Below are 20,775 nucleotides of genomic sequence, written 5' to 3'. Positions count from 1 at the left end.
GAGAGACCCCTTTCTTATTTTCTATAACTTATTGCAACCCCATCGCCAATAGGTAGTATCGTGGTGACAAAGCTTGGATGGTTTGCCAGCCATTCATTATATGCTCTAATCTTTTCGACCATTTTTTTATAACGTGGGTGTTCAAAGTTTGGTTCCATAACATAACCTCTAAATAATACATTATCTGAAATAATAAATCCATTATCGGCTAGCAACGGGAGGGACAATTCAAAAAAGCGCTTATACTGACCCTTTGCAGCATCGATAAAAACGCAATGAAACCTCTCCTTATTCTCTGCTAATTTCTCTAGCTCCTCAAGAGCATCACCATGAATAACTTGTATACTAGACTGTTTTTGCTGTTTCGTAATATTATCAACAGCTTGCTTATACCGAACATCATCTCGCTCAATTGTCACAATTTCCGATTCTGGATTTGCCTCGTTCATACGTAAAGCCGAATAACCAATAGCTGCACCAATCTCTAGGATGCGTTTCGGTTTATTTAGTCGAATTAATTGCATTAGAAAATTAATCCCAATTGGGTCCATTATTGGGATATGATCAATTTTGGCTTGTTCTTCTAATTCCTTTACCCAATCCTTTGACTCAGGTAAATGGTTTGTTAGGTATGTGATTGTTTTTTCATCCATTTTTAAACCCTCTTTTACTTATCCTATTAGGATACATCGTTGTGGAATATTTATGCAAAAAAACGGGAAATGTGATGATATATCACACTTCCTCGTATGTTACTGAATGTATTGAGCTTTATATGCATTGTGTTCTTCTAATGTAGTTGAATAATAAATATTGCCTTGACCATCATGTAAGAAGTAGTAGAAATCGGATTCCTCTGGATTAATAGAAGATTCTAATGCACTTTCTGAGAAGTTTGATATAGGACCGATTGGTAATCCAGAAACATGATACGTGTTAAACGGTGACTCAACTTCTGTATCCTTTAATAGAACCTTTTCCTTATGTCCTCCAAGAGCGTATAAAACAGTTGGATCCGTTTGTAATCTCATTCCAGTCTCTAGTCGGTTATAAAATATCCCAGCGATTTTCTTACGTTGATCCTCTGTTACAGCTTCCTTCTCTACGATTGACGCCATTGTAACGGCTTCATGAATGGTTAGTTCCCTTTCTGTCATCTTATTTAAATATTCTCCAATGACAGCTTGAGACTTGTCCAGCATGTTTTGAATGATTACCTCTACTGGTGGTTCCTCTTCATAGAAATCATAGGTAGCAGCGAAGAGATAGCCTTCTAGCGGATGTCTTAGCTCAGGATTTAAGATATCCTCTGTTAACATTGGATATGCTTGTATTAATTGATTAATATAGTCTGGATTATCTACTTTATTTAAAAATTCTTCCTCTGTGATTGGTAATTCCTCTGCATAAATGGCTGCAATCTCTTCAATCGTTAGCCCTTCAGGAATGGTTACTCGATATACTGGCTCTTTAATAATTCGGCCATTTTTAAGTGACTCAATTATTTGATCTAAAGTCATTGACTTTGTAAAAGTATAATCTCCAGCCTGAAATCCAGATTCATTTTTAAATTTTATGTAAAACCGAAATACCATAGAGTTCTTAATAATATCATTCTCCTCAAGTATTTTAGCAATACCAGATGTAGATGAACCTAATGGGATTTCAACTTGTACACCTTTTTCATTATTTGGATCTACTGGTTCAAGAGCAGATTTGATGTACATATAACCAGATATTCCACCTATTGCAAGGATAATTATAATAGATAATATAACAATTGCTACGACCTTACGAACCGTACGGGCCTCTTCTCCCCTAGCAATTAAATTATCCTTAAAATTACCTTTATCATTTCTTTTGGACATTCATCATACCCCTCTCATCCGGTATATTATACTAAAAAATGACAATATACGCTAGGAGTTTTACAAAATCCAAACGCAGTAAATACCAAAGATTATTAAGAAAAAAGTAGATGTCTAATTCCGACACCTACTTCTATCTGCTTCTAAGAAAAATCTTACTTAACCCTTTAACTCTTCTTCTTCAGCCAATGTATTTAACATTTCTTCAACGATTTCCCATTCCTCATCGGATTCAATCGCAAATAATGATAAATCATTATCTTCTTTTTCTTCATATCTAAAAGCATAAACTTCCACTTCTTCATCGTCTTTTTGTTCAGCTGGAACCACTGCAATATAAGAATTGCCAGTGTCGTCTACATCAAATGTAAACAATACTTCAAATAAATGCTCTTCCCCGTTTTCGTCTGGAATGATGATCCGTTCTTTTTCTTCAATTGCCATATTAATTAATTCTCCTTTTCATTTTTGGTCTAGATAGCCTTGTAAAATCATCATCGCGGCCATTTTATCGATTACTTTTTTCCGTTTTTTACGACTTACATCCGCTTCTAATAAGACCCGTTCTGCTGCCATTGTAGTCAGTCTTTCATCCCATAGAATAGTTGGGAGGTGGTGTAACTCTTCAATATGCTTGGCGTACGTTTTTGATGCTTCTCCACGCTCCCCTATCGTACCATTCATATTCTTGGGTAAGCCAATAACTACCTTTTCAATATTATGCTCTTCAATGATCGTTTTTAACTGACTATCAGCAGACTTAATATCAGTTTCGTCCCATTTAATCGTCGTTAACCCTTGGGCTGTCCAACCCAGTTCATCACTTACAGCAACTCCAATTGTCTTCGAGCCCACGTCTAAACCCATTATTTTCATTTAATTATCCTTATATTGTTGCTCTAGGTAGTATTTTACAAGCTCTTCAATTACTTCATCTCGTTCAATTTTTCGGATTAGATTCCGGGCATCCTTATACCTCGGAATGTAAGCAGGATCACCAGATAATAGGTATCCAACAATCTGATTTATAGGATTATATCCTTTTTCCTGAAGTGCTTCATGAACAGTCATCAGAATTTCTTTAATATCACGATTAAAAGGCTCTTCCGAAAAGTTGAATTTCATTGTCTTATCTATTGAACTCATCACGACACCTCATTCCACTATTTACCTCTATTTTTATTCTATCACGTTTAGAAGATTTAATATAATATTTTCATTAATAGAATGAAGGATACTTGGTAGATCTTGTATTTATTGGATATTAGCCTGAACGTACTCTACAACACAGTTTAAAGCATCGTCAATTTTACTTGGGTCTTTCCCACCAGCTTGTGCCATATCCGGGCGTCCGCCGCCTCCACCACCACAGAGCTGCGCTGCTTTTTTAATTAGATTACCAGCATGTAATCCTCTTTCCACTAAATCCTTCGAAACTCCTGACGCTAATTGAACCTTTCCATCACTTTCTGTTGCTAATAATATCATGACAGATCCTAGCTTTTGTTTAAGGTCATCAACCATTGTACGTAATTGATTCATATCTTTTACATTAACCTTTTGCGCAATTACTTTCACACCACTGACTTCTTCCGCTTGATCAAGAATAGAAGATGCTTCCATGTTAGAAAGCTTCGCACTCAATGATTCATTTTCTTTTTGCAGTCCTTTTATCTCGTGGAACAAGCCCTCCACTCTTTCTGGTACTTGTTCTTCCTTTGTCTTTACAAGCTGAGCAGTTTTTTGTAATAATGCCATTTTACCGGATAAGAAATCATATGCATATTTGCTCGTTACTGCTTCAATCCTTCTTGTACCAGCACCGATTCCTCCCTCTGATACAATCTTAAAGAGTCCAATTTCAGAGGTATTACGGACATGACAACCACCACATAATTCTAGACTGTAACCGTCGATTTTAACCACACGTACAATCTCGCCATATTTCTCACCAAACAGAGCCATTGCCCCCATTTCCTTCGCTTCAGCTAAAGTTTTATAGCTTACATCTAATGAAATGGATTCCCATATCTTCTCATTGACAATTTTTTCGATTCTTTCTAGCTCTTCTTTTGAAACTGCATTAAAATGAGAAAAATCAAAACGTAATCTTTCTGGTGCTACAAGTGAACCTGCTTGATTTACATGTGTACCTAGTACATCCTTCAATGCCTGATGTAATAAATGGGTTGCTGTGTGATTCTTAATTGTAAAATTGCGTGAATCCAAATCAACAACGGCATGTACTTTATCTCCTACACGTAATTCACCACTCTCTAGTACAACGCGATGAATGTTTTGACCCTTTGGTGATTTTTGTACATCTTTTACCATCGCATGTCCTTGATTGGAAGTGATGTTCCCATAATCAGCTACTTGCCCACCACTTTCTGCATAAAATGGTGTTTCATGTAAAAAGAGTAACACTTCTTCCCCCTCGGTTGCAATGTCTACTGATTCACTATCTTTCACAATGGCAGCAATTTTTGTTTTGCTTTCTAGCTTCTCATAGCCAATAAACTCACTTTCAATATCAATTGTTCCTAATATCTCATCTTGTACATGCATGGAGTCTACTTTTTGTCTTGCATTTCTAGCACGTTCACGTTGCTTCTCCATTTCTGCTTCATAACCTGCTTCATCAATTGTGAAGCCTAGTTGTTCCACATACTCAGCAGTTAGTTCTTTAGGAAAACCATAGGTATCATACAAACGGAATACTTCTTCACCAGGAAAGACGGTTGAACCTTTTACTTTTTCTTTTTCAATAATCTCCGTCAATATATCTAGACCTTCGTTCAATGTTTCATGGAATCGCTCTTCTTCTACTTTAATAATATTTTGAATAAAATCATGTTGGTTCAAAACTGCAGGATAGAAGTCCTTCATAACCGTACCAACTGTATCAACTAATTCATACATAAATGGTTTTTCAATTCCAATCTCCTTTGCAAAGCGTACTGCTCTACGAATTAACCTTCTTAACACATAGCCTCTTCCATCATTTGATGGTAACGCACCATCACTAATGGCAAAGCTTACAGTTCTTAGGTGATCAGCAATAACTTTAAATGCTGTATCACTTGTTTGATCCTTACCGTAATTCACATTGGCTAATTGCTCTGTTTTCTTAATAATCGGCATGAATAAATCCGTTTCAAAATTAGTTGGTACATCTTGAATTACGGATACAATGCGCTCAAGACCCATTCCTGTATCAATGTTCTTCTTCGGTAGAGGTGTATACGTATCGTCTGGATTGTGATTGAATTGCGAGAATACTAAATTCCAAATCTCTAGATAGCGATCGTTTTCTCCTCCTGGATATAACTCAGGATCATCAGGGTCATTACCGTATTTCTCACCACGATCATAGAAAATTTCGGTATTTGGACCACTAGGACCCTCTCCTATATCCCAAAAATTCTCCTCTAAACGAATAATCCGTTCCTTAGGAAGCTTAATATCATTTAGCCACATATCATATGCTTCATCATCCTCTGGATGAACAGTTACCGAAAGCTTTTCTTTGTCTAATGCTAACCATTTTTCACTCGTTAAAAACTCCCATGCATAGAGTATTGCTTCTTTTTTAAAATAATCGCCAATGGAGAAGTTACCAAGCATTTCGAAGAATGTATGGTGTCTTGCTGTATAACCTACATTCTCAATATCATTCGTACGAATCGATTTTTGTGCATTTACAATCCGGGGATTTTCTGGAATTACTCGGCCATCAAAATACTTTTTAAGTGTTGCAACTCCACTATTAATCCATAAAAGTGTTGGATCATCTTGAGGAACAAGAGATGCACTAGGCTCTATCTTATGCCCCTTTTCTTGAAAGAAATCGAGAAACATTTGTCTAATTTGTGCGGATGTTAAATTCTTCATTTTTATTTCCTCCTTATATATATTGCAATAAAAAAATCTCCTCTCTGCACAACTGCAGGGACGAGATTATTCGCGGTACCACCCTAATTATGAACAACCATGTTGTCCATCACTTCATCATGATAACGGTTTGAAACCGACGGGGATTAGCCGTACTCTGGTTTAGCTTTCCATGGTTCTAGTTAGGACTTCTTCCAGCCATGCGGAAATCCCTCTCTTGAAACCGAGCTCCATGTACTCAGAACCTTCAACGAATTATTGCTATAGTTAAACGATATTATAGATAACTTTTATTCAAAAGTCAATTCTCTCGAACCATCAAGATAATATGTTTCGTAACAACATTTAAAATGGTTAGAACCGGTACAGCCAATATCATGCCTAAAACTCCACCAAGCTTACTTCCTAGTAACAAGACGAAAATAATGGCTACTGGATGAATTCGTGTGCTTTTACCAACTATATAGGGTGATAAAAAGTTACTCTCGATTAGCTGTATCACAAAAACCCCGATTAGGACGAATAACACCATATTACCTGAAATCGTTAAAGCAAGTAGCACTGCAGGTATAGCTCCAATAATTGGTCCAAAATATGGGATGATGTTCGTTAATCCCATAAAAATACCTAATAGAAGCGCATATTTTAATCCCATAAATTGAAAAACAATATAACTCGTGATAGCGACGAACAAACAGACAAGCAATTGTCCTCGTAAATAGTTACCTAGCCCTTCGTCCACGGCATGGACAAGATTACTAGAGGACCTCTGAAATTTACTAGGAATAAAGCCTTTTACAAAGTCTTTAATCTTATCGTAATCCTTTAGGAAGTAAAAAACGAGAACAGGGATGACTGTAATGATAATAACCATATCTAAAACCTTCGTTATCCCACCAATCAGATTTCCAATTAATGTATCCATTGACAACTCAATCGTTCTAATTGTCTCATCAATTTTGTCATGCACCGTTTCTGGTAAAAAGGATGTAGACTCATACACTTGATAGATTAAAGCTTGATACATTTCTACTAATTGGGGTAAATATTCATCCAAATCCCTTAATTGATGAACCACTGCCGGATAGACACGGTAGATTAGGTAACCAGTTCCACCAAAGAAAATGAGGTAAATGATTAATATCGCTACACTTTTAGGGATATTATATTGATGAATTTTTTGCACAATTGGATAGAGTAAATAGGCAATCAAGCATGCAATCAAAAATGGAGCGGCTAAATTCCATAAGAACGAAAAAAAAGCTTTGTAATAAGGAAAAAGCTTTACAAGCAAAAAAATAAATAGAAATACAAATATTCCAGTAATAATCCAATACAAAAAATTAATTGGCTTCTTCTGCGAAAACACGTTGATCACCCCTTAGTATGAGAGTAGTTTTCAATACTAAAGGATTACCATTCTAGCTTTCTTTCTTCTTCTGTAAAAAGATCATTAAGCGAGCTTAGACTACCATCAGACTCTACCTGATGTACAGTAAGTTCATTTCCTGTTACAGATAATTCTACAAAGCAATTCCAGCAATAAAATTGCTGCGAACCGATTTTACCAATATCTTTACTACTACAATTTGGGCATCGCATAAACATAAGATCTCTCCTGAAAATATGATAGGTATTATGCTAGCGTTTCCCGATTTTGGCAAAATATACCTAGTCACATAAAATCATAAGGAGAAATCTCATGATCATCTTCTGAAGCATTGTCGATATCAGGAATCCCTACTAGACGTTCTGATAATTGCTCCTTCAATGAAGTATAACGCTTATTTGTATCTAGAGTTTGTATTCCTTTAAAGAATGCCTGCTTTTCTCCACAAATAATGAGTGATTGCTTCCCGCGAGTAATAGCCGTATAAATTAAATTCTTCCGAAGCATCCGATGATAGGTTGATACGATTGGAAGGATAACAATTGGAAATTCACTTCCTTGTGACTTGTGAATGGAAATACAGTAGGCGTGCATGAGATTAATGTAGTCTTTTCGTTCATAAACAACTTCTCTGTCATCAAATGATACGACTAATTGTTCCACATGCTCAACATTCTCATCCTCTTCAAAAATTGCTACAACTTCACCAATATCACCATTAAAGACATTATCCTCGGGCTGGTTTACAAGTTGAATTACTTTATCACCAATCCGAAAAACAACATCATTTCCCTTTACTTCTCGCTTGTCCTTACTCTTAGGATTAATTAACGCTTGTAAGGCATTATTAATTAATGTAATACCAGCCTGTGACTTATACATCGGTGCCAACACTTGAATATCTCTAACATCAACACCTTTGTTCATTGCCTTTTCAAAGACCTGTGTTATGACGTGAACTACATGGTGTTCTCGACAATTAATAAAGCTAAAGTCCTGATCGTTATCCAATAATTCCATAGAACAACTATCATTTTTGATGGCATGGGCAAGCTGAATAATCTTCGAGCCATCCTTTTGACGGTATACCTCGTGCAAGCTAACCTTTGGAATACGATTGTTTTCCAATAGATCTGTTAATACTTGTCCTGGACCAACAGATGGTAGCTGATCCTCATCCCCAACAATTAGCACTTGCATGTCATTTGGTACGGCCTTAAACAAATGATTAGCTAGCCAAATATCAACCATTGAAAACTCATCAATAATTAAATACTTCCCATCCAATTGCTCATGCTCATCCTTCTCAAACCCTTCACTACCATTCCAGCCTAATAACCGGTGGATTGTAACAGCTGGTAAACCAGTTGATTCTGTTAACCGCTTTGCGGCACGACCTGTAGGGGCTGTCAGTACAAAGGGAAAGTCAGCCTTATGCTCGTATGCTTGAGGGTCAGTGGAAAGCTTATGAATTTCAGCATAGGCCTTGATAATTCCTTTAATGACAGTCGTTTTCCCTGTTCCTGGACCACCTGTTAGAATCATCAACTTTGACTTTAATGCTTGTTCAATAGCCGCAAATTGCTCTTTTCCATAGCTTAAAATTTCTTCTTCTTCGATATCACCTATAATTTTCATCAAATCAGCAAGTGTCGTATTTTCTTCAATGGGACTTGCAATTAGCCGCTTTAAACTTGAAGCGAAACCATCCTCCGCATAATATAACGATGGTAAATACACATTCCCATTATGAATAATGACCTTCTTTTCCGTATTCAATCCTTCTAAAGTATCGCTAATTTGATTATCGGTTAACGGCTCTTCAGCATTCTGTAACAATAACATAACATCGTCAACGCATGCTGACAGTGGAAGAAACACATGTCCATCCCCAACGCTTTTCTGCAGGATGTAAATGCACCCAGCTCCAATTCGATTCGGACTCGTTAAAGAAATTCCATTCTTCCTTGCAATTTCATCGGCCGTTTGGAACCCAAATCCATCAATATCAAACACAAACCGATATGGATCATCAAGTAAGATATCAATTGCTTCATCTTTATATTGCTCATAAATCTTCTGTGCCATTTTTAAGCCGATATTATATTTTGCCAAAAACACCACAACATGCTCAAAGCCTTGATTTTCTTGAAGTGTTTTGGTAATTGTAGTTGCTGCTTCCTTTTTTAAACCAGGAATGGATGATAGTATATTTGGGTCATTCAAAATCTTTGATACCGCTGACTCTCCTAAATGCTCTACTACTTTTTTGGCTGTTTTCTTTCCAATACCATAGAACATATCACTAGATAAATAGGAAATAAGCCCATCCTTCGTATCAGGAATAAAGGTATGATAGGATGAAACATTGTATTGTGTCCCAAACTTTGGATGCTTTTCAACTTGTCCAATAAACCTGTACACCGTACCTTCTTGTAAATTGGAAAAGTAACCTTTTATCACAATTTCCTTCTCATCATATTTCACATTTGTTTCTAGTATTTTTACTTTTGCGATAGAGAAATGCTCGATATCATTATGGAAAATTGTATAGAGAAGCTCGCCTTTTATATATTCTTCTATTTCCATGTTTTGCTCATTTTCCATTTCAAATACCTCACATTCCAATCATAACTACTTAGTTTATTCCTTCTTCCGCAACTCGTTTTCCATTTGCTGCTAACACATGATTTGGATCTAATTGTAGTGCCTGATCAAATAAGTCCAATGCTTTTGTAGCGTCGTCCTCAAATAATGCAATTACCCCAAGATTATACAGTGCATCACTATGTTCTGAATCAATTTGCAGAACTTCGTTAAATACTTCCTTCGCTTCTGATAATAGTTCACTTTGTGCTAATGCCAGCCCGTATTGAAATAGCACTTCTTGATCGTTTGGATTTATTTCTTTTGCGCGAAGTAAATATGGGATCGCGAGCTTAAATTGTTGCTGACTTTGATGTGACATTCCAAGCATAAAATAAACATCCGCTTCTTCCAAACCATTTTTAATCGCTGCTAAGAAGTTCTTCTGAGCTTTCGGAAAATCTTCTTGCTCATAATATAAATTTCCTAATCCATAATAGGCAGTTGCAGTTGTGACATCGAGTTCGATTGCTTTATGGAAGAAATTCTCCGCATGCTCCAAATCATTTATATGTAATAATAGATTCCCAAAATTAACAAAGCCTAGAGGATCATTAGGGTTTTCCTCTATATAAGTGTTGAATAGGTTAGCTGCTTCCTCGTACTTATTCTCTTTCATTAAATTAACTGCTTTTTCAATTTTATTCATACTCATGCTCCTTACAATTGCAAGTAGGATACAAGGAAGGATCACGGATTAAAAGTATCGTGATCCCATCCAATATTATCCCACATAGTCTAATTCTTGATTTTGTTTGATTACTTTATCAATGGTTCCACCGCCAAGGCATACGTCACCTTGATAAAAGACAACTGCTTGTCCAGGTGTAATTGCCCGTTGACTTTCATCAAAAACCACTTTTACATTACCATCTTCTAACACATGTACCGTTACACCACTATCTTCCTGACGATAACGGAATTTTGCTGTACATGAAAATGTTTTGGAAATTTCTTCAGGATTTATCCAATTTACATCGGTGGCTAGTAGTTCATCAGAATATAGGGTATCATGATGAAATCCTTGCTCAACATATAGAATATTATCTTGTAAATTCTTCCCTATAACAAACCAAGGATCTCCTGCACCACCAATTCCTAATCCTTGCCTTTGTCCAATTGTGTAATACATAAGTCCATCATGCTTGCCTTTTACCTCGCCATCAAGGGTTTGCATTTTTCCTGGCTGTGCCGGAAGATATTCACTTAAGAACTCCTTGAAGTTTCGCTCCCCAATAAAGCAAATACCAGTGCTATCCTTTTTCGTTGCAGTAGCCAATCCATGCTCTTTGGCAATTTCTCGCACTTTAGACTTTGGTAAATGCCCTAGCGGAAACATTACTTTTTCTAAAATATCACTCGATAATTGGTTTAAAAAATAAGTTTGATCCTTATTTGAGTCTACCCCTCGGAGCATTTCATATTTTCCGTTATTTTCTCGTACTTGGGCGTAATGTCCAGTTGCAAGGTAATCCGCTCCTAAATCTAGCGCATAATCCATAAATGCTTTGAATTTTATTTCTTTATTACACATCACATCTGGATTTGGCGTTCTACCTGCTTTATATTCATCTAGGAAATACGTAAATACTTTATCCCAATATTGCTTTTCAAAGTTAACCGAATAATACGGAATATCTAGCTGATTACAAACCCGGACGACATCATCAAAGTCCTCTGTTGCCGTACACACACCAAATTCATCGGTATCATCCCAGTTCTTCATGAAGATACCAACAACATCATATCCTTGCTCTTTTAATAATAACGCTGCTACGGATGAGTCTACTCCACCGCTCATGCCGACAACAACACGAATATCTTGGTTAGTTTTCATTTCTATCACCTTACTTTACTAAGCGTTTTACAATTTTAGCAACTCGACGAGCAGCTTCTAACACGTTATCATTTGTATTTGCTGCTCCAAAGCTAAAACGAATTGAATTTGTTGTACATGGATTATTCTCACCATATATTGCTGAAAGTACATGAGACGGCTCAACTGAACCTGCTGTACAGGCACTTCCACTTGATGCTGCTACACCAGATAAATCAAAATTTGCTAACAGCTTTTCTACATCTGTTCCTGGGAAACTAATATTTACGATGGAAGAAATCGTGCTCACTAAATCACCATTAATCTGATAGGTTATGCCTTCATCCTTTAATGCCTTCAAGAACTGTTGTTTATAGGACGCATAAGTCTTGTTGCGTTCATCTCTTTCTTTTAGCATAACTTCAACAGCAGTCTGAAAGCCTACTGTACCTACTACATTTTCAGTACCTGGCCTGCGCTTTCGCTCTTGCTCACCACCAAATTGTAGAGCGTTCAATTTAATTCCTTCTTTTGCATATAGAAACCCAATACCCTTCGGTCCATTTATTTTATGAGCAGAGACAGATAGAAGGTCAACACCTAATTGGTTTACATTGATATCCATTAAACCATATGCTTGTACAGCATCTGTATGAAAATATGCCTGATGGTCCTTTAAAATATCACCTATTTCAGGAATTGGTTGTATAATTCCAGTTTCGTTATTGACATACATAATGGTAACTAATATGGTTTTGTCGGTTAATGCTTCTCTGAAATCCTCAACGGATATTTTCCCATCCTGATAAACTGGAAGATAGGTTACATCAAATCCTTCTTTTTCCAAGTACTCAGCAGTATGCAGTGTCGCATGATGCTCTTGCAAGGTTGTAATAATATGGTTGCCTTTATGTTTATTGGCAAAAGCAGTGCCAATTAGTGCTAGATTATCAGCTTCTGTGCCACCACTTGTGAATATTATTTCTTTTTCATTTGCTTGAATACTTCCTGACAAAACTCGTCTTGCTTCATCCAGAAGCTGCCTTGCTTTTCTTCCATACGAATGGACACTCGATGGATTTCCAAATACTTCTTCATATATTGGTACCATTGCCTCAATTACTTGTTTATTCATAGGAGTAGTAGCTGCATGGTCTAAATAAATATGCTCCATAGTGCTTCTTCCTTTCTAATACCTGCCCCATTAAATATAAAACATATAGCCATCTTGCTGGGTATCTTTCTCGTGGTTAATTAGATCCTCTAAAGTAGTTGTATCTAAAACCTCTCGTACCGCTTCGGTAACACGTTTCCATAAGGCTTGCTTTGCCGGCTCTTCATCCTCTATTCCTTCCACTAATGCAATCGGTCCTTCGAGTACACGAATAATATCTCCAGCACTTATCTCTTTTGGTTCCCTAGGTAAAATATAGCCACCATACGCACCACGAATACTTTTAATTAATCCAGCATTTCGTAATGGTGATGCGAGCTGTTCTAAATAATGTTCTGATAGATCATTATCTTTCGCAATTGATTTGAGCGGGATTGGTCCTTCACCATAATTTCGAGCCAATTCAATCATTATTGTTAAACCATAACGGCCTTTTGTAGAAATTTTCATACCTTATACTCCTCTATCCGAACGTATTACCAACGTGTTTTTTTCTATATTTACTATACCATTATCTAATCCAACATGAAAATACATGGTATTATAGCACAAAAGATTCGTGCCTTGCATTTTATGTCGTTCAAGATTACGCTAAGATTACCAAACTATTATTTTATACAAAGGACGATCAAAATGAAACAAAAACCTCTTGCCTATCGAATGAGACCAACTCATATAAATGAAATTATCGGACAAGAGCATTTGGTTGGAGAAGGAAAAATACTATATCGAATGATTCAGGCGAAACAATTAGCTTCCATGATTTTATATGGACCACCCGGCACCGGGAAAACCTCTATGGCTACAGCACTTGCAAAAAGCCTAAATCTGCAGGTACGCATGCTTAATGCTGTTGTTGACAAGAAGAAGGATATGGAGATTGTTGTAGAAGAAGCAAAGATGTCAGGACACATGGTACTGATCCTTGATGAAGTACATCGGCTTGATAAAGGAAAACAGGATTTTCTGCTACCTCATTTAGAGAGTAATTTGCTTACGTTAATTGGATGTACGACCAGTAATCCTTACCATGCTATAAATCCAGCTATACGTAGTCGTTGCCATTTATTTGAATTACATGCCTTAACGCCAAATGACGTTAGAAAAGCACTAGTACGAGCGATTGAAGATGAACAAAACGGCTATGGTAATCAAGCTGTGCAAGTAACCGAACAAGCACTTGAACATTTTGCAGGAAGTTCTGGTGGTGATATGCGTGCAGCCATGAATGGCTTAGAGTTAGCTGTTGCATCTACACCACCAAATAGGGAGCAAGAAATTGAAATTGATTTACCTATTGCTGAGGAATGTATGCAACGGAAAAGCTTCTCCCATGATAAAGATGGTGATGCGCATTACGATGTGTTATCAGCTTTTCAAAAGTCAATTCGTGGTAGTGATGTAGATGCGGCACTTCACTATTTAGGTAGATTAATTGAGGCAGGAGATTTAGATTCAATCGCCAGAAGAATGATTGTTATTGCATATGAAGACATCGGTCTAGCAAATCCTCAAGCAGGACCACGTGCAATAGCAGCGGTTGAAGCTGCTGAAAGAATTGGATTTCCTGAGGCTAGAATCCCTTTATCAGTAGCTATTGTTGAACTCTGCTTATCACCGAAATCCAACACTGCCTATCAGGCACTAGACGCAGCACTTGCAGATATCAGAGCGGGAAAAAGCGGTGACGTTCCAAGCCATTTAAAGGATGCTCATTACCAAGGAGCAAAATCCTTAGGGCGTGGAATTGATTATAAATATCCACATGATTATCCAAAGGGATGGGTGAACCAGCAATATTTACCTGACTCTATAATAAACAAACAATATTATTATCCAAAGGAAACAGGAAAATTTGAACAGGCTATGAAAAAAGTGTATGAAAAGTTAAATCAAGAGAAAAAGAATCATAAGTAAAGAGGTATAAAAAAATCGCCTTTCGTCCAAACTATTGAAAAGTAAACAATAATTTAAAAGTCAGGTTTATAAAACTTTCTATCTAATGAACTGACTTTTTACCAACACAAAAAATACTAGTTACAAAATCTATTGTTTCGATCAGGTAGTTACTGGAAAAGGAGATGAAATACAAATGACTAAAGTGAGACAAGATGCTTGGTCACACGAAGACGATTTACTATTAGCAGAAACCGTATTGCGTCATATTCGTGAAGGAAGTACACAACTAAATGCGTTTGAAGAGGTTGGAGATAAATTAAACCGCACATCTGCCGCATGTGGATTCAGATGGAATGCAGAAATTAGAAAGAAATATATTAATGCGATTGATCTTGCGAAAAGGCAGCGCAAGGAAAAGAAGCGTGCGCTTGAAAAAGCGAAAAAACATACGAGACCTTCTGTTGTCGCTTTTCAGCAAAACTATCAATCCGTTACGGAACTAGAAGAACCAAGTCCTGTATTGGAGGAGCAGACTCCAACAGAATCGACTATTACGCTTGAAACCGTCATTCAGTTTCTAAATCAACTAAAAAAAGACTATTATGCTTCCAATCAATCAAAAGTTTCTCTTGATCAAGCACAAAGAGAAAATGGTATGCTAAAAGAACAGATTACTAAACTAGAAAAACAGCTAACAGAAACTGAAAGTGAACTAGCCTCCATCCAGGAAGATTATAAAGTGTTTGTACAAATCATGGAACGGGCTAGAAAGATGACCGTGCTTGAGGATCAAGGATCCTTTAAAGCTCCCGCGTTTCGAATGGATAAAAACGGTAATCTAGAACAAATTGCACAAGGCTCTAACTAATAGGACGAAACTCCTTCACATTTGAAGGGGTTTTTTTCATGCTTTCCTCTAATCACTTCAAGGCAAAAAAACTGGCTAAATCTTTGCTTTCCCTGCAAAAATCTAACCAGTAATTCTTCTATGTAACGCCAATCCCAATGATGCCGTCTATATCTAGTTTTGATCCCCGCTCATTGCAGGTGGGTGCCTTGTTCCATATATTATACGTCCTCTTGTCCGTTAAGTATGAGGCATGTATGCGATATGAAAACAATCAGGCTCCCTTTTTCAAACTGTTCGGTCAAAACGTATACTATAGACTAACATATTAGGATTGACTCTTTTTCGTAATGCATTACGTTTGTAAAATTATCTTAACACAGCATCATAATCGATTCAATATGCCTTTATATGAAGTATTGATTACAATTATTACAGATAATCAACATATCTCCAGATATGTCATAACCCTTGATTTAATCGAATAGATAACTCTGTTAGCTGTCCTTCATTTACTTCACTTGGTGCATCCATTAGTAAGTCTGATGCAGAAGCCGTTTTCGGGAATAAAATGGTATCCCGTAGATTGCTTCTACCAGTTAGTAGCATCACAATGCGATCTAGACCTAGGGCAATTCCACCATGTGGTGGAGCACCATACTCTAACGCTTCTAGTAAAAAGCCAAATTGCTCATTAGCTTCTTCTTGGGTAAAACCAAGTACTTTAAACATTTGATCCTGCTGCTCTCGTTTATAGATACGAATGGAGCCACCGCCTAATTCATATCCATTTAGTACGAGGTCATATGCATTTGCACGTACACTACTAGGATCTGTTGTAAGTTTTTCAATATCTTCTTCAAACGGCATTGTAAACGGATGATGCGCCGCAAAGTAACGACCTAGCTCTTCATCATATTCTAGAAGTGGCCAATCTGTTATCCATAGGAAATTAAATTTCTTCTCATCTATTAAGCTCAATTCTTTTCCAAGCTTCAGACGTAGTGCACCTAAGCTATCATAAACAACTGATGTTTTATCAGCGACAAATAATAGTAAATCACCGTCTTTTGCTTGGGATTTCTCAATAATTTGTGATTTTTCTTCTTCCGTAATAAATTTTGCAATTGGTCCTTTTAGCTCTTCGCCTTCGAGTTTTAACCATGCTAAGCCTTTTGCACCATATACCTTGACGAATTCCGTTAATTTATCAATATCTTTACGAGAGAAGTTATTTGCCTCGCCCTTCACATTTAATAAACAAACCTTACCACCGCTCTCAATAGCCCCTTGAAACACTTTAAACTCTGAAGATCCAAGGACATCTGAAACATGAATTAATTCTAATCCAAATCGAGTATCTGGTTTGTCCGAACCAAAACGTTCCATAGCTTCTTGATACGGCATACGTTGCAACGGAAGCTCGATGTCAACATTATTTACTTCCTTCATCACTTGTTGCATCATCAATTCAGTCATCGTCATAATGTCATCACTTGACATAAACGATGTTTCAATATCAATTTGGGTAAATTCTGGTTGACGGTCAGCTCGTAAGTCCTCATCTCTGAAGCAACGGGCAATCTGATAATATTTTTCAAAACCACTCATCATAATTAACTGCTTAAAAAGCTGTGGAGATTGTGGTAATGCATAAAACTCACCAGGGTGGACACGGCTTGGCACAAGATAATCACGAGCTCCTTCTGGTGTGCTTTTTGTTAAGATAGGTGTTTCCATTTCTAAAAATCCATCACCATTTAAAAAGTTCCGTACTACCTGTGTAATTTGATGGCGTTTTTTGAAAGTTTCCTGTAATGCACCTCTACGCAAATCCATATATCGATATTTTAGACGAAGATCTTCTGACACATCGGTTTCATCTTGTATTAAGAATGGTGGATTTTTAGCTTTATTTAAGACATTCACTTCCGATGCAATTACTTCTACCTTTCCAGTTGCCATCAATGGATTAATTGTATTTTCCTCACGAAGAACGACTTGTCCCTTTACTTCAATTACATATTCACTTCGAACTGTTTCGGCAATTGCTAATGCACCTTCATGATCTGGATTAAATACTACTTGAACTATTCCTGACTTATCACGTAGGTCAATAAATATAAGCCCACCTAAATCACGACGCTTTTGTACCCATCCCTTTAATTGTATGGTTTTTTCTACATCTGTTTCCCGGATTGTACCTGCCAGTACTCTTTCACTCATCCTATTCTCCTCCTAATAGCTTATCTTTCATTGTGTCGACTAATTTTTCCAGAGGAACCTCTATTTGTTCACCAGTTGCCATTTCTTTGAGATTAATGACTTGGTTTTGTAGTTCATCTTCGCCTAAAACCAATACATACTTGGCTTTATATCGATCAGCGGCCTTGAATTGTGCTTTCATTTTTCTGTCTTGATAGTCTTTATCGATCTGGATTCCATTTAATCGAAGGTCATGAACAATGCGTACGGCTTCTTGCTTCGTTTCCTCACCGACAGATACTAAAAAGCAATCTAATTCATCAGCAACAGGAATCGATATACTCTCTGCTTCTAGGGCCATTAATAGACGTTCAATTCCCATACCAAATCCAATACCAGGCGTATTAGGTCCACCAAGCTGCTCTACTAGACCATTGTAACGTCCACCACCTGCTAAGGTTGTAATGGCACCAAACCCTTCTGCCTCACTCATGATTTCAAATGCTGTATGATTATAGTAATCAAGACCACGAACAAGATTAGGGTCTACTTCATACTGGATATTCATAAGCTCCAGGTAGTTCTTTACTTGCTCAAAATATATTCTTGACTCGTCGTTTAAATAGTCCAATATAGAAGGTGCTGTTTTCATAGACGGGTGATCTCGATCTGTTTTACAATCTAAGACCCTCATTGGATTTTGCTGAAGTCGTGACTGACAGTCCTTACACAATTCCTCTTGATAAGGTGTAAAATGTTCAATTAACGCTTTACGATAATTTGCACGACTCTCTTTGTCCCCCAATGAATTAATCACAAGTTTCAAAGATGACAAACCGAGTTGCTTATAAACAGTCATTGCCAAATCAATGACTTCTGCATCAACAGCTGGGTCGGCGCTTCCTAAGACCTCAACACCAAATTGATTAAGTTGACGCATTCTTCCTTGCTGTGGGCGTTCATATCGAAACATTTGCATAAAGTAGAATAGCTTTACCGGTTGATTTGGCTCGCCATATAACTTATTTTGCACAAATGCTCTCGTAACTGCGGCGGTCCCTTCAGGACGTAAGGTTAAGCTTCTTCCACCTCGATCTTCAAATGTGTACATTTCTTTTTGTACGATATCCGTAGAGTCACCAACACCTCTAGAGAATACCTCTGTATGTTCGAACAAGGGCGTTCTAATTTCTTCAAAATGAAATTTGTCACAAATTCCTTTAATTTTACTTTCAACATATTGCCACTTTTGGGCTTCTTTCGGTAGAACATCAACGGTACCCCTAGGTGCTTTAATATTCATTCTTTTCATCCTCCTAAATCTATGTATATATGATCGAAAAAAATATACAAAAAACTCCCGTCCCTAAATAAAAGGGACGAGAGTTACCCGCGTTGCCACCCTAGTTGATGCAAGAATTGCATCCTCTTTACACAGTTAACGCCTGCAAAACGTCTATATTTACTAAAGAAGAGTTTCAATATAGATCCTTAGGAGCGTCCTTCACTAGTTCATCACGCAAAATGCTTTCAGCCTAAGGCATTTTGTCTCTGTTCATGTGTTTACTAATTACTTTTTCCTTCATCGGATATTCGATCATTATTAATTTCTTGAATGAATATTATCATAATGTTTCACAGAATTATTGTCAAGTACGATTTATCTTTTTCTTTAAAGCTTTTACTTCTCCTAGAGAAATGCCTAATTCCTGTGCAATTTCCATATGATTTGATGATCCCTCCATTTCAACAAACCGATGCAAATTCACCCCAAATATGTCTCTACTATTATGTGAACTCCAATGTTTTTCATTAAATCGCAACGTTCCAGCCTCCTTTTTATACCTCTAGTTTTGCCTAATTCCACAATATTTATTAAAATAAAGAAGAAACTACATGACTACACAGAATTATTGGGAGGAACTATGTTGCGACAACGAAAACGAATATTAATATTGCTTAGCCTATTGTTGCTTTTTTTAAGCATTCGAATAACTGCAGCATCGAATGAAATTACTGTAAATGAAAATTACGTAAATGTCCGAAGTGGACCTGGTACGAATTACGAAGTGTTAGGACAAGTACATAAGGATGAAACCTATCCGCTGCTCAAACAACAAGGTGATTGGGTTGAGATACAACTAGATAATCAAGCCGCATGGATTATCACTGATTTTATAACTATTCAACAGGAGGAAACGGAATCAGGTTCAAATCAAGAGGATGATTCAACAGAACAAGCAGACATTGATTCCGTTAGCATTCCTTACGATAATACCCAAATTCGTAATGGTCCATCAACGGATTATGATATCATTTACTACGCAGAAAAAGGACATCACTTAAACGTTACAGGCGAGACAGGAGAATGGTTAAAAGTAGAATCTGATGAAGTGGAAGGATTTGTATTAAAAGCACTAGTCGAAAAACAGAATAACGGTTTGACAACAGGACTCGAAGGGAAAACCATTGTGATTGATCCTGGACATGGTGGTGACGACTCTGGAGCCATTGGAGCAAATGAGACATTAGAAAAGGACTTGACTTATAAAACAGCACAAGAATTAGAACAAGAACTTAAGATGCTTGGGGCTGAAGTTATTATGACACGTGATCGGGAAAATTTTGTTTCCTTAAGCAGTCGAGCAAATCTTGCTAATGTTTTAGATACAGATGCTTTTATTAGTTTACATTACAATAGTGTACCCGATTTACCAGATGTGACAGGAATAGGAACATACTACTTTCATGACCAATATGAATCATTAGCCCAATACATTCAATCAGAGTTGATCAAGGAATCTGGAGATCGAGATAGAGGAATGGATTTTGGGGATTTTCAAGTTATCAGACAAAATCTCAAGCCTGGAGCTCTGATAGAACTCGGATTTATTTCAAATCCAGAAATTGAACAGCTATTACTAACAAATGCCTACCAAAAGAAACTCGTAACAGGTATTGTGAATGGTTTACAGCGCTACTTCGCTACCAATTAATTCGTACTATATTGAAATGACCTCACGATGCAACTCTTAG

19 protein-coding genes, 1 other RNA gene and 2 other annotated features are annotated in these 20,775 nt (G+C 37.0%); of the genes, 3 read left to right on the top strand and 17 right to left on the bottom strand.

The window, feature by feature from the left end; all coding sequences use genetic code 11:
- Positions 1–14 precede the first annotated feature (14 nt).
- The 13 genes from ABC228_RS01770 to cymR all read right to left on the bottom strand — a co-directional run bounded on the left by ABC228_RS01770 (position 15) and on the right by cymR (position 13,238).
- Positions 15–653 carry an O-methyltransferase gene (locus ABC228_RS01770; RefSeq protein ID WP_345823374.1) on the bottom strand — a complete coding sequence of 213 codons (639 nt, stop codon included), beginning with the start codon at positions 651–653 and terminating at the stop codon, positions 15–17.
- A gap of 99 nt (positions 654–752) precedes the next feature.
- Positions 753–1,868: an endolytic transglycosylase MltG gene (mltG, locus tag ABC228_RS01765; protein WP_345823373.1), complete on the bottom strand. Its 1,116-nt coding sequence runs from the start codon at positions 1,866–1,868 to the stop codon at positions 753–755.
- 159 nt (positions 1,869–2,027) lie between these two features.
- A complete protein-coding gene (locus ABC228_RS01760; RefSeq protein ID WP_345823372.1) occupies positions 2,028–2,312 on the bottom strand; it encodes a DUF1292 domain-containing protein in 285 nt (94 codons plus the stop codon).
- A gap of 18 nt (positions 2,313–2,330) precedes the next feature.
- On the bottom strand, positions 2,331–2,744 hold the full coding sequence (gene ruvX / locus ABC228_RS01755) for a Holliday junction resolvase RuvX (RefSeq protein WP_345823371.1): 414 nt from the start codon (positions 2,742–2,744) through the stop codon (positions 2,331–2,333).
- Positions 2,745–3,014, bottom strand: coding sequence for an IreB family regulatory phosphoprotein (locus ABC228_RS01750; protein ID WP_345823370.1), 270 nt, complete (start codon positions 3,012–3,014; stop codon positions 2,745–2,747).
- A gap of 108 nt (positions 3,015–3,122) precedes the next feature.
- Positions 3,123–5,762, bottom strand: a complete 2,640-nt coding sequence (alaS, locus tag ABC228_RS01745; RefSeq protein ID WP_345823369.1) for an alanine--tRNA ligase — start codon at positions 5,760–5,762, stop codon at positions 3,123–3,125.
- Positions 5,763–5,815: 53 nt separating this feature from the next.
- Positions 5,816–6,022, bottom strand: a binding site (T-box leader).
- Between the two features lie 41 nt (positions 6,023–6,063).
- Positions 6,064–7,131: an AI-2E family transporter gene (locus ABC228_RS01740; protein ID WP_345823368.1), complete on the bottom strand. Its 1,068-nt coding sequence runs from the start codon at positions 7,129–7,131 to the stop codon at positions 6,064–6,066.
- 44 nt (positions 7,132–7,175) lie between these two features.
- Positions 7,176–7,370, bottom strand: coding sequence for a hypothetical protein (locus ABC228_RS01735; RefSeq protein WP_345823367.1), 195 nt, complete (start codon positions 7,368–7,370; stop codon positions 7,176–7,178).
- 67 nt (positions 7,371–7,437) lie between these two features.
- Positions 7,438–9,759 (bottom strand): SF1B family DNA helicase RecD2, encoded by a 2,322-nt coding sequence (gene recD2 / locus ABC228_RS01730; RefSeq protein WP_345823366.1) that lies wholly within the window; start codon positions 9,757–9,759, stop codon positions 7,438–7,440.
- Between the two features lie 31 nt (positions 9,760–9,790).
- The gene (locus tag ABC228_RS01725; protein WP_345823365.1) at positions 9,791–10,447 is read right to left on the bottom strand and encodes a tetratricopeptide repeat protein; all 657 of its coding nucleotides are present in this window, start codon (positions 10,445–10,447) and stop codon (positions 9,791–9,793) included.
- A gap of 75 nt (positions 10,448–10,522) precedes the next feature.
- Positions 10,523–11,635, bottom strand: a complete 1,113-nt coding sequence (mnmA, locus tag ABC228_RS01720; protein ID WP_345823364.1) for a tRNA 2-thiouridine(34) synthase MnmA — start codon at positions 11,633–11,635, stop codon at positions 10,523–10,525.
- A 10-nt stretch (positions 11,636–11,645) separates the two neighbouring features.
- Positions 11,646–12,788, bottom strand: coding sequence for a cysteine desulfurase family protein (locus ABC228_RS01715; RefSeq protein WP_345823363.1), 1,143 nt, complete (start codon positions 12,786–12,788; stop codon positions 11,646–11,648).
- Positions 12,789–12,818: 30 nt separating this feature from the next.
- Positions 12,819–13,238, bottom strand: a complete 420-nt coding sequence (gene cymR / locus ABC228_RS01710; RefSeq protein WP_345823362.1) for a cysteine metabolism transcriptional regulator CymR — start codon at positions 13,236–13,238, stop codon at positions 12,819–12,821.
- Positions 13,239–13,421: 183 nt separating this feature from the next.
- Here cymR and ABC228_RS01705 point away from each other — a divergent pair, with 183 nt between their 5' ends.
- Together ABC228_RS01705 and ABC228_RS01700 are read left to right on the top strand one after the other, a co-directional pair.
- Positions 13,422–14,705: a replication-associated recombination protein A gene (locus ABC228_RS01705; RefSeq protein ID WP_345823361.1), complete on the top strand. Its 1,284-nt coding sequence runs from the start codon at positions 13,422–13,424 to the stop codon at positions 14,703–14,705.
- Positions 14,706–14,880: 175 nt separating this feature from the next.
- On the top strand, positions 14,881–15,555 hold the full coding sequence (locus tag ABC228_RS01700) for an RsfA family transcriptional regulator (RefSeq protein ID WP_345823360.1): 675 nt from the start codon (positions 14,881–14,883) through the stop codon (positions 15,553–15,555).
- Between the two features lie 127 nt (positions 15,556–15,682).
- On the opposite strand, the gene ssrS is transcribed toward ABC228_RS01700, so the two are convergent.
- The 4 genes from ssrS to ABC228_RS01680 form a co-directional block, all read right to left on the bottom strand.
- A non-coding RNA gene (ssrS, locus tag ABC228_RS01695) (6S RNA) lies at positions 15,683–15,872 on the bottom strand.
- Positions 15,873–15,996: 124 nt separating this feature from the next.
- Positions 15,997–17,760 carry an aspartate--tRNA ligase gene (gene aspS / locus ABC228_RS01690; RefSeq protein WP_345823359.1) on the bottom strand — a complete coding sequence of 588 codons (1,764 nt, stop codon included), beginning with the start codon at positions 17,758–17,760 and terminating at the stop codon, positions 15,997–15,999.
- Between the two features lies 1 nt (position 17,761).
- The gene (hisS, locus tag ABC228_RS01685; RefSeq protein WP_345823358.1) at positions 17,762–19,042 is read right to left on the bottom strand and encodes a histidine--tRNA ligase; all 1,281 of its coding nucleotides are present in this window, start codon (positions 19,040–19,042) and stop codon (positions 17,762–17,764) included.
- 69 nt (positions 19,043–19,111) lie between these two features.
- Positions 19,112–19,334 (bottom strand) — a binding site (T-box leader).
- Positions 19,335–19,388: 54 nt separating this feature from the next.
- Positions 19,389–19,562, bottom strand: a complete 174-nt coding sequence (locus ABC228_RS01680; protein ID WP_345823357.1) for a hypothetical protein — start codon at positions 19,560–19,562, stop codon at positions 19,389–19,391.
- A 102-nt stretch (positions 19,563–19,664) separates the two neighbouring features.
- Between ABC228_RS01680 and ABC228_RS01675 the strand changes: the two genes are divergently transcribed.
- Positions 19,665–20,735 (top strand): N-acetylmuramoyl-L-alanine amidase family protein, encoded by a 1,071-nt coding sequence (locus tag ABC228_RS01675; RefSeq protein WP_345823356.1) that lies wholly within the window; start codon positions 19,665–19,667, stop codon positions 20,733–20,735.
- Positions 20,736–20,775: the final 40 nt, after the last annotated feature.

The organism is Ornithinibacillus xuwenensis (genome assembly GCF_039614845.1).
Lineage (GTDB): Bacteria > Bacillota > Bacilli > Bacillales > Amphibacillaceae > Ornithinibacillus > Ornithinibacillus xuwenensis.
The sequence above is the reverse complement of the archived record's forward strand: the minus strand, read 5'-3'. Positions and strand labels throughout refer to the sequence as shown.

What these genes read in the sequence shown, in the direction of transcription:
- alaS (WP_345823369.1), bottom strand. Translation starts at nt 5,762, where the DNA reads ATGAAGAATTTAACATCCGCACAAATTAGACAAATGTTTCTCGATTTC.
- ABC228_RS01705 (WP_345823361.1), top strand. Translation starts at nt 13,422, where the DNA reads ATGAAACAAAAACCTCTTGCCTATCGAATGAGACCAACTCATATAAAT.
- ABC228_RS01750 (WP_345823370.1), bottom strand. Translation starts at nt 3,014, where the DNA reads ATGAGTTCAATAGATAAGACAATGAAATTCAACTTTTCGGAAGAGCCT.
- mltG (WP_345823373.1), bottom strand. Translation starts at nt 1,868, where the DNA reads ATGTCCAAAAGAAATGATAAAGGTAATTTTAAGGATAATTTAATTGCT.
- mnmA (WP_345823364.1), bottom strand. Translation starts at nt 11,635, where the DNA reads ATGAAAACTAACCAAGATATTCGTGTTGTTGTCGGCATGAGCGGTGGA.
- aspS (WP_345823359.1), bottom strand. Translation starts at nt 17,760, where the DNA reads ATGAGTGAAAGAGTACTGGCAGGTACAATCCGGGAAACAGATGTAGAA.
- ruvX (WP_345823371.1), bottom strand. Translation starts at nt 2,744, where the DNA reads ATGAAAATAATGGGTTTAGACGTGGGCTCGAAGACAATTGGAGTTGCT.
- ABC228_RS01675 (WP_345823356.1), top strand. Translation starts at nt 19,665, where the DNA reads ATGTTGCGACAACGAAAACGAATATTAATATTGCTTAGCCTATTGTTG.
- ABC228_RS01725 (WP_345823365.1), bottom strand. Translation starts at nt 10,447, where the DNA reads ATGAATAAAATTGAAAAAGCAGTTAATTTAATGAAAGAGAATAAGTAC.
- ABC228_RS01715 (WP_345823363.1), bottom strand. Translation starts at nt 12,788, where the DNA reads ATGGAGCATATTTATTTAGACCATGCAGCTACTACTCCTATGAATAAA.
- ABC228_RS01700 (WP_345823360.1), top strand. Translation starts at nt 14,881, where the DNA reads ATGACTAAAGTGAGACAAGATGCTTGGTCACACGAAGACGATTTACTA.
- cymR (WP_345823362.1), bottom strand. Translation starts at nt 13,238, where the DNA reads ATGAAAATTTCTACAAAAGGCCGTTATGGTTTAACAATAATGATTGAA.
- ABC228_RS01770 (WP_345823374.1), bottom strand. Translation starts at nt 653, where the DNA reads ATGGATGAAAAAACAATCACATACCTAACAAACCATTTACCTGAGTCA.
- ABC228_RS01735 (WP_345823367.1), bottom strand. Translation starts at nt 7,370, where the DNA reads ATGTTTATGCGATGCCCAAATTGTAGTAGTAAAGATATTGGTAAAATC.
- ABC228_RS01760 (WP_345823372.1), bottom strand. Translation starts at nt 2,312, where the DNA reads ATGGCAATTGAAGAAAAAGAACGGATCATCATTCCAGACGAAAACGGG.
- hisS (WP_345823358.1), bottom strand. Translation starts at nt 19,042, where the DNA reads ATGAATATTAAAGCACCTAGGGGTACCGTTGATGTTCTACCGAAAGAA.
- recD2 (WP_345823366.1), bottom strand. Translation starts at nt 9,759, where the DNA reads ATGGAAAATGAGCAAAACATGGAAATAGAAGAATATATAAAAGGCGAG.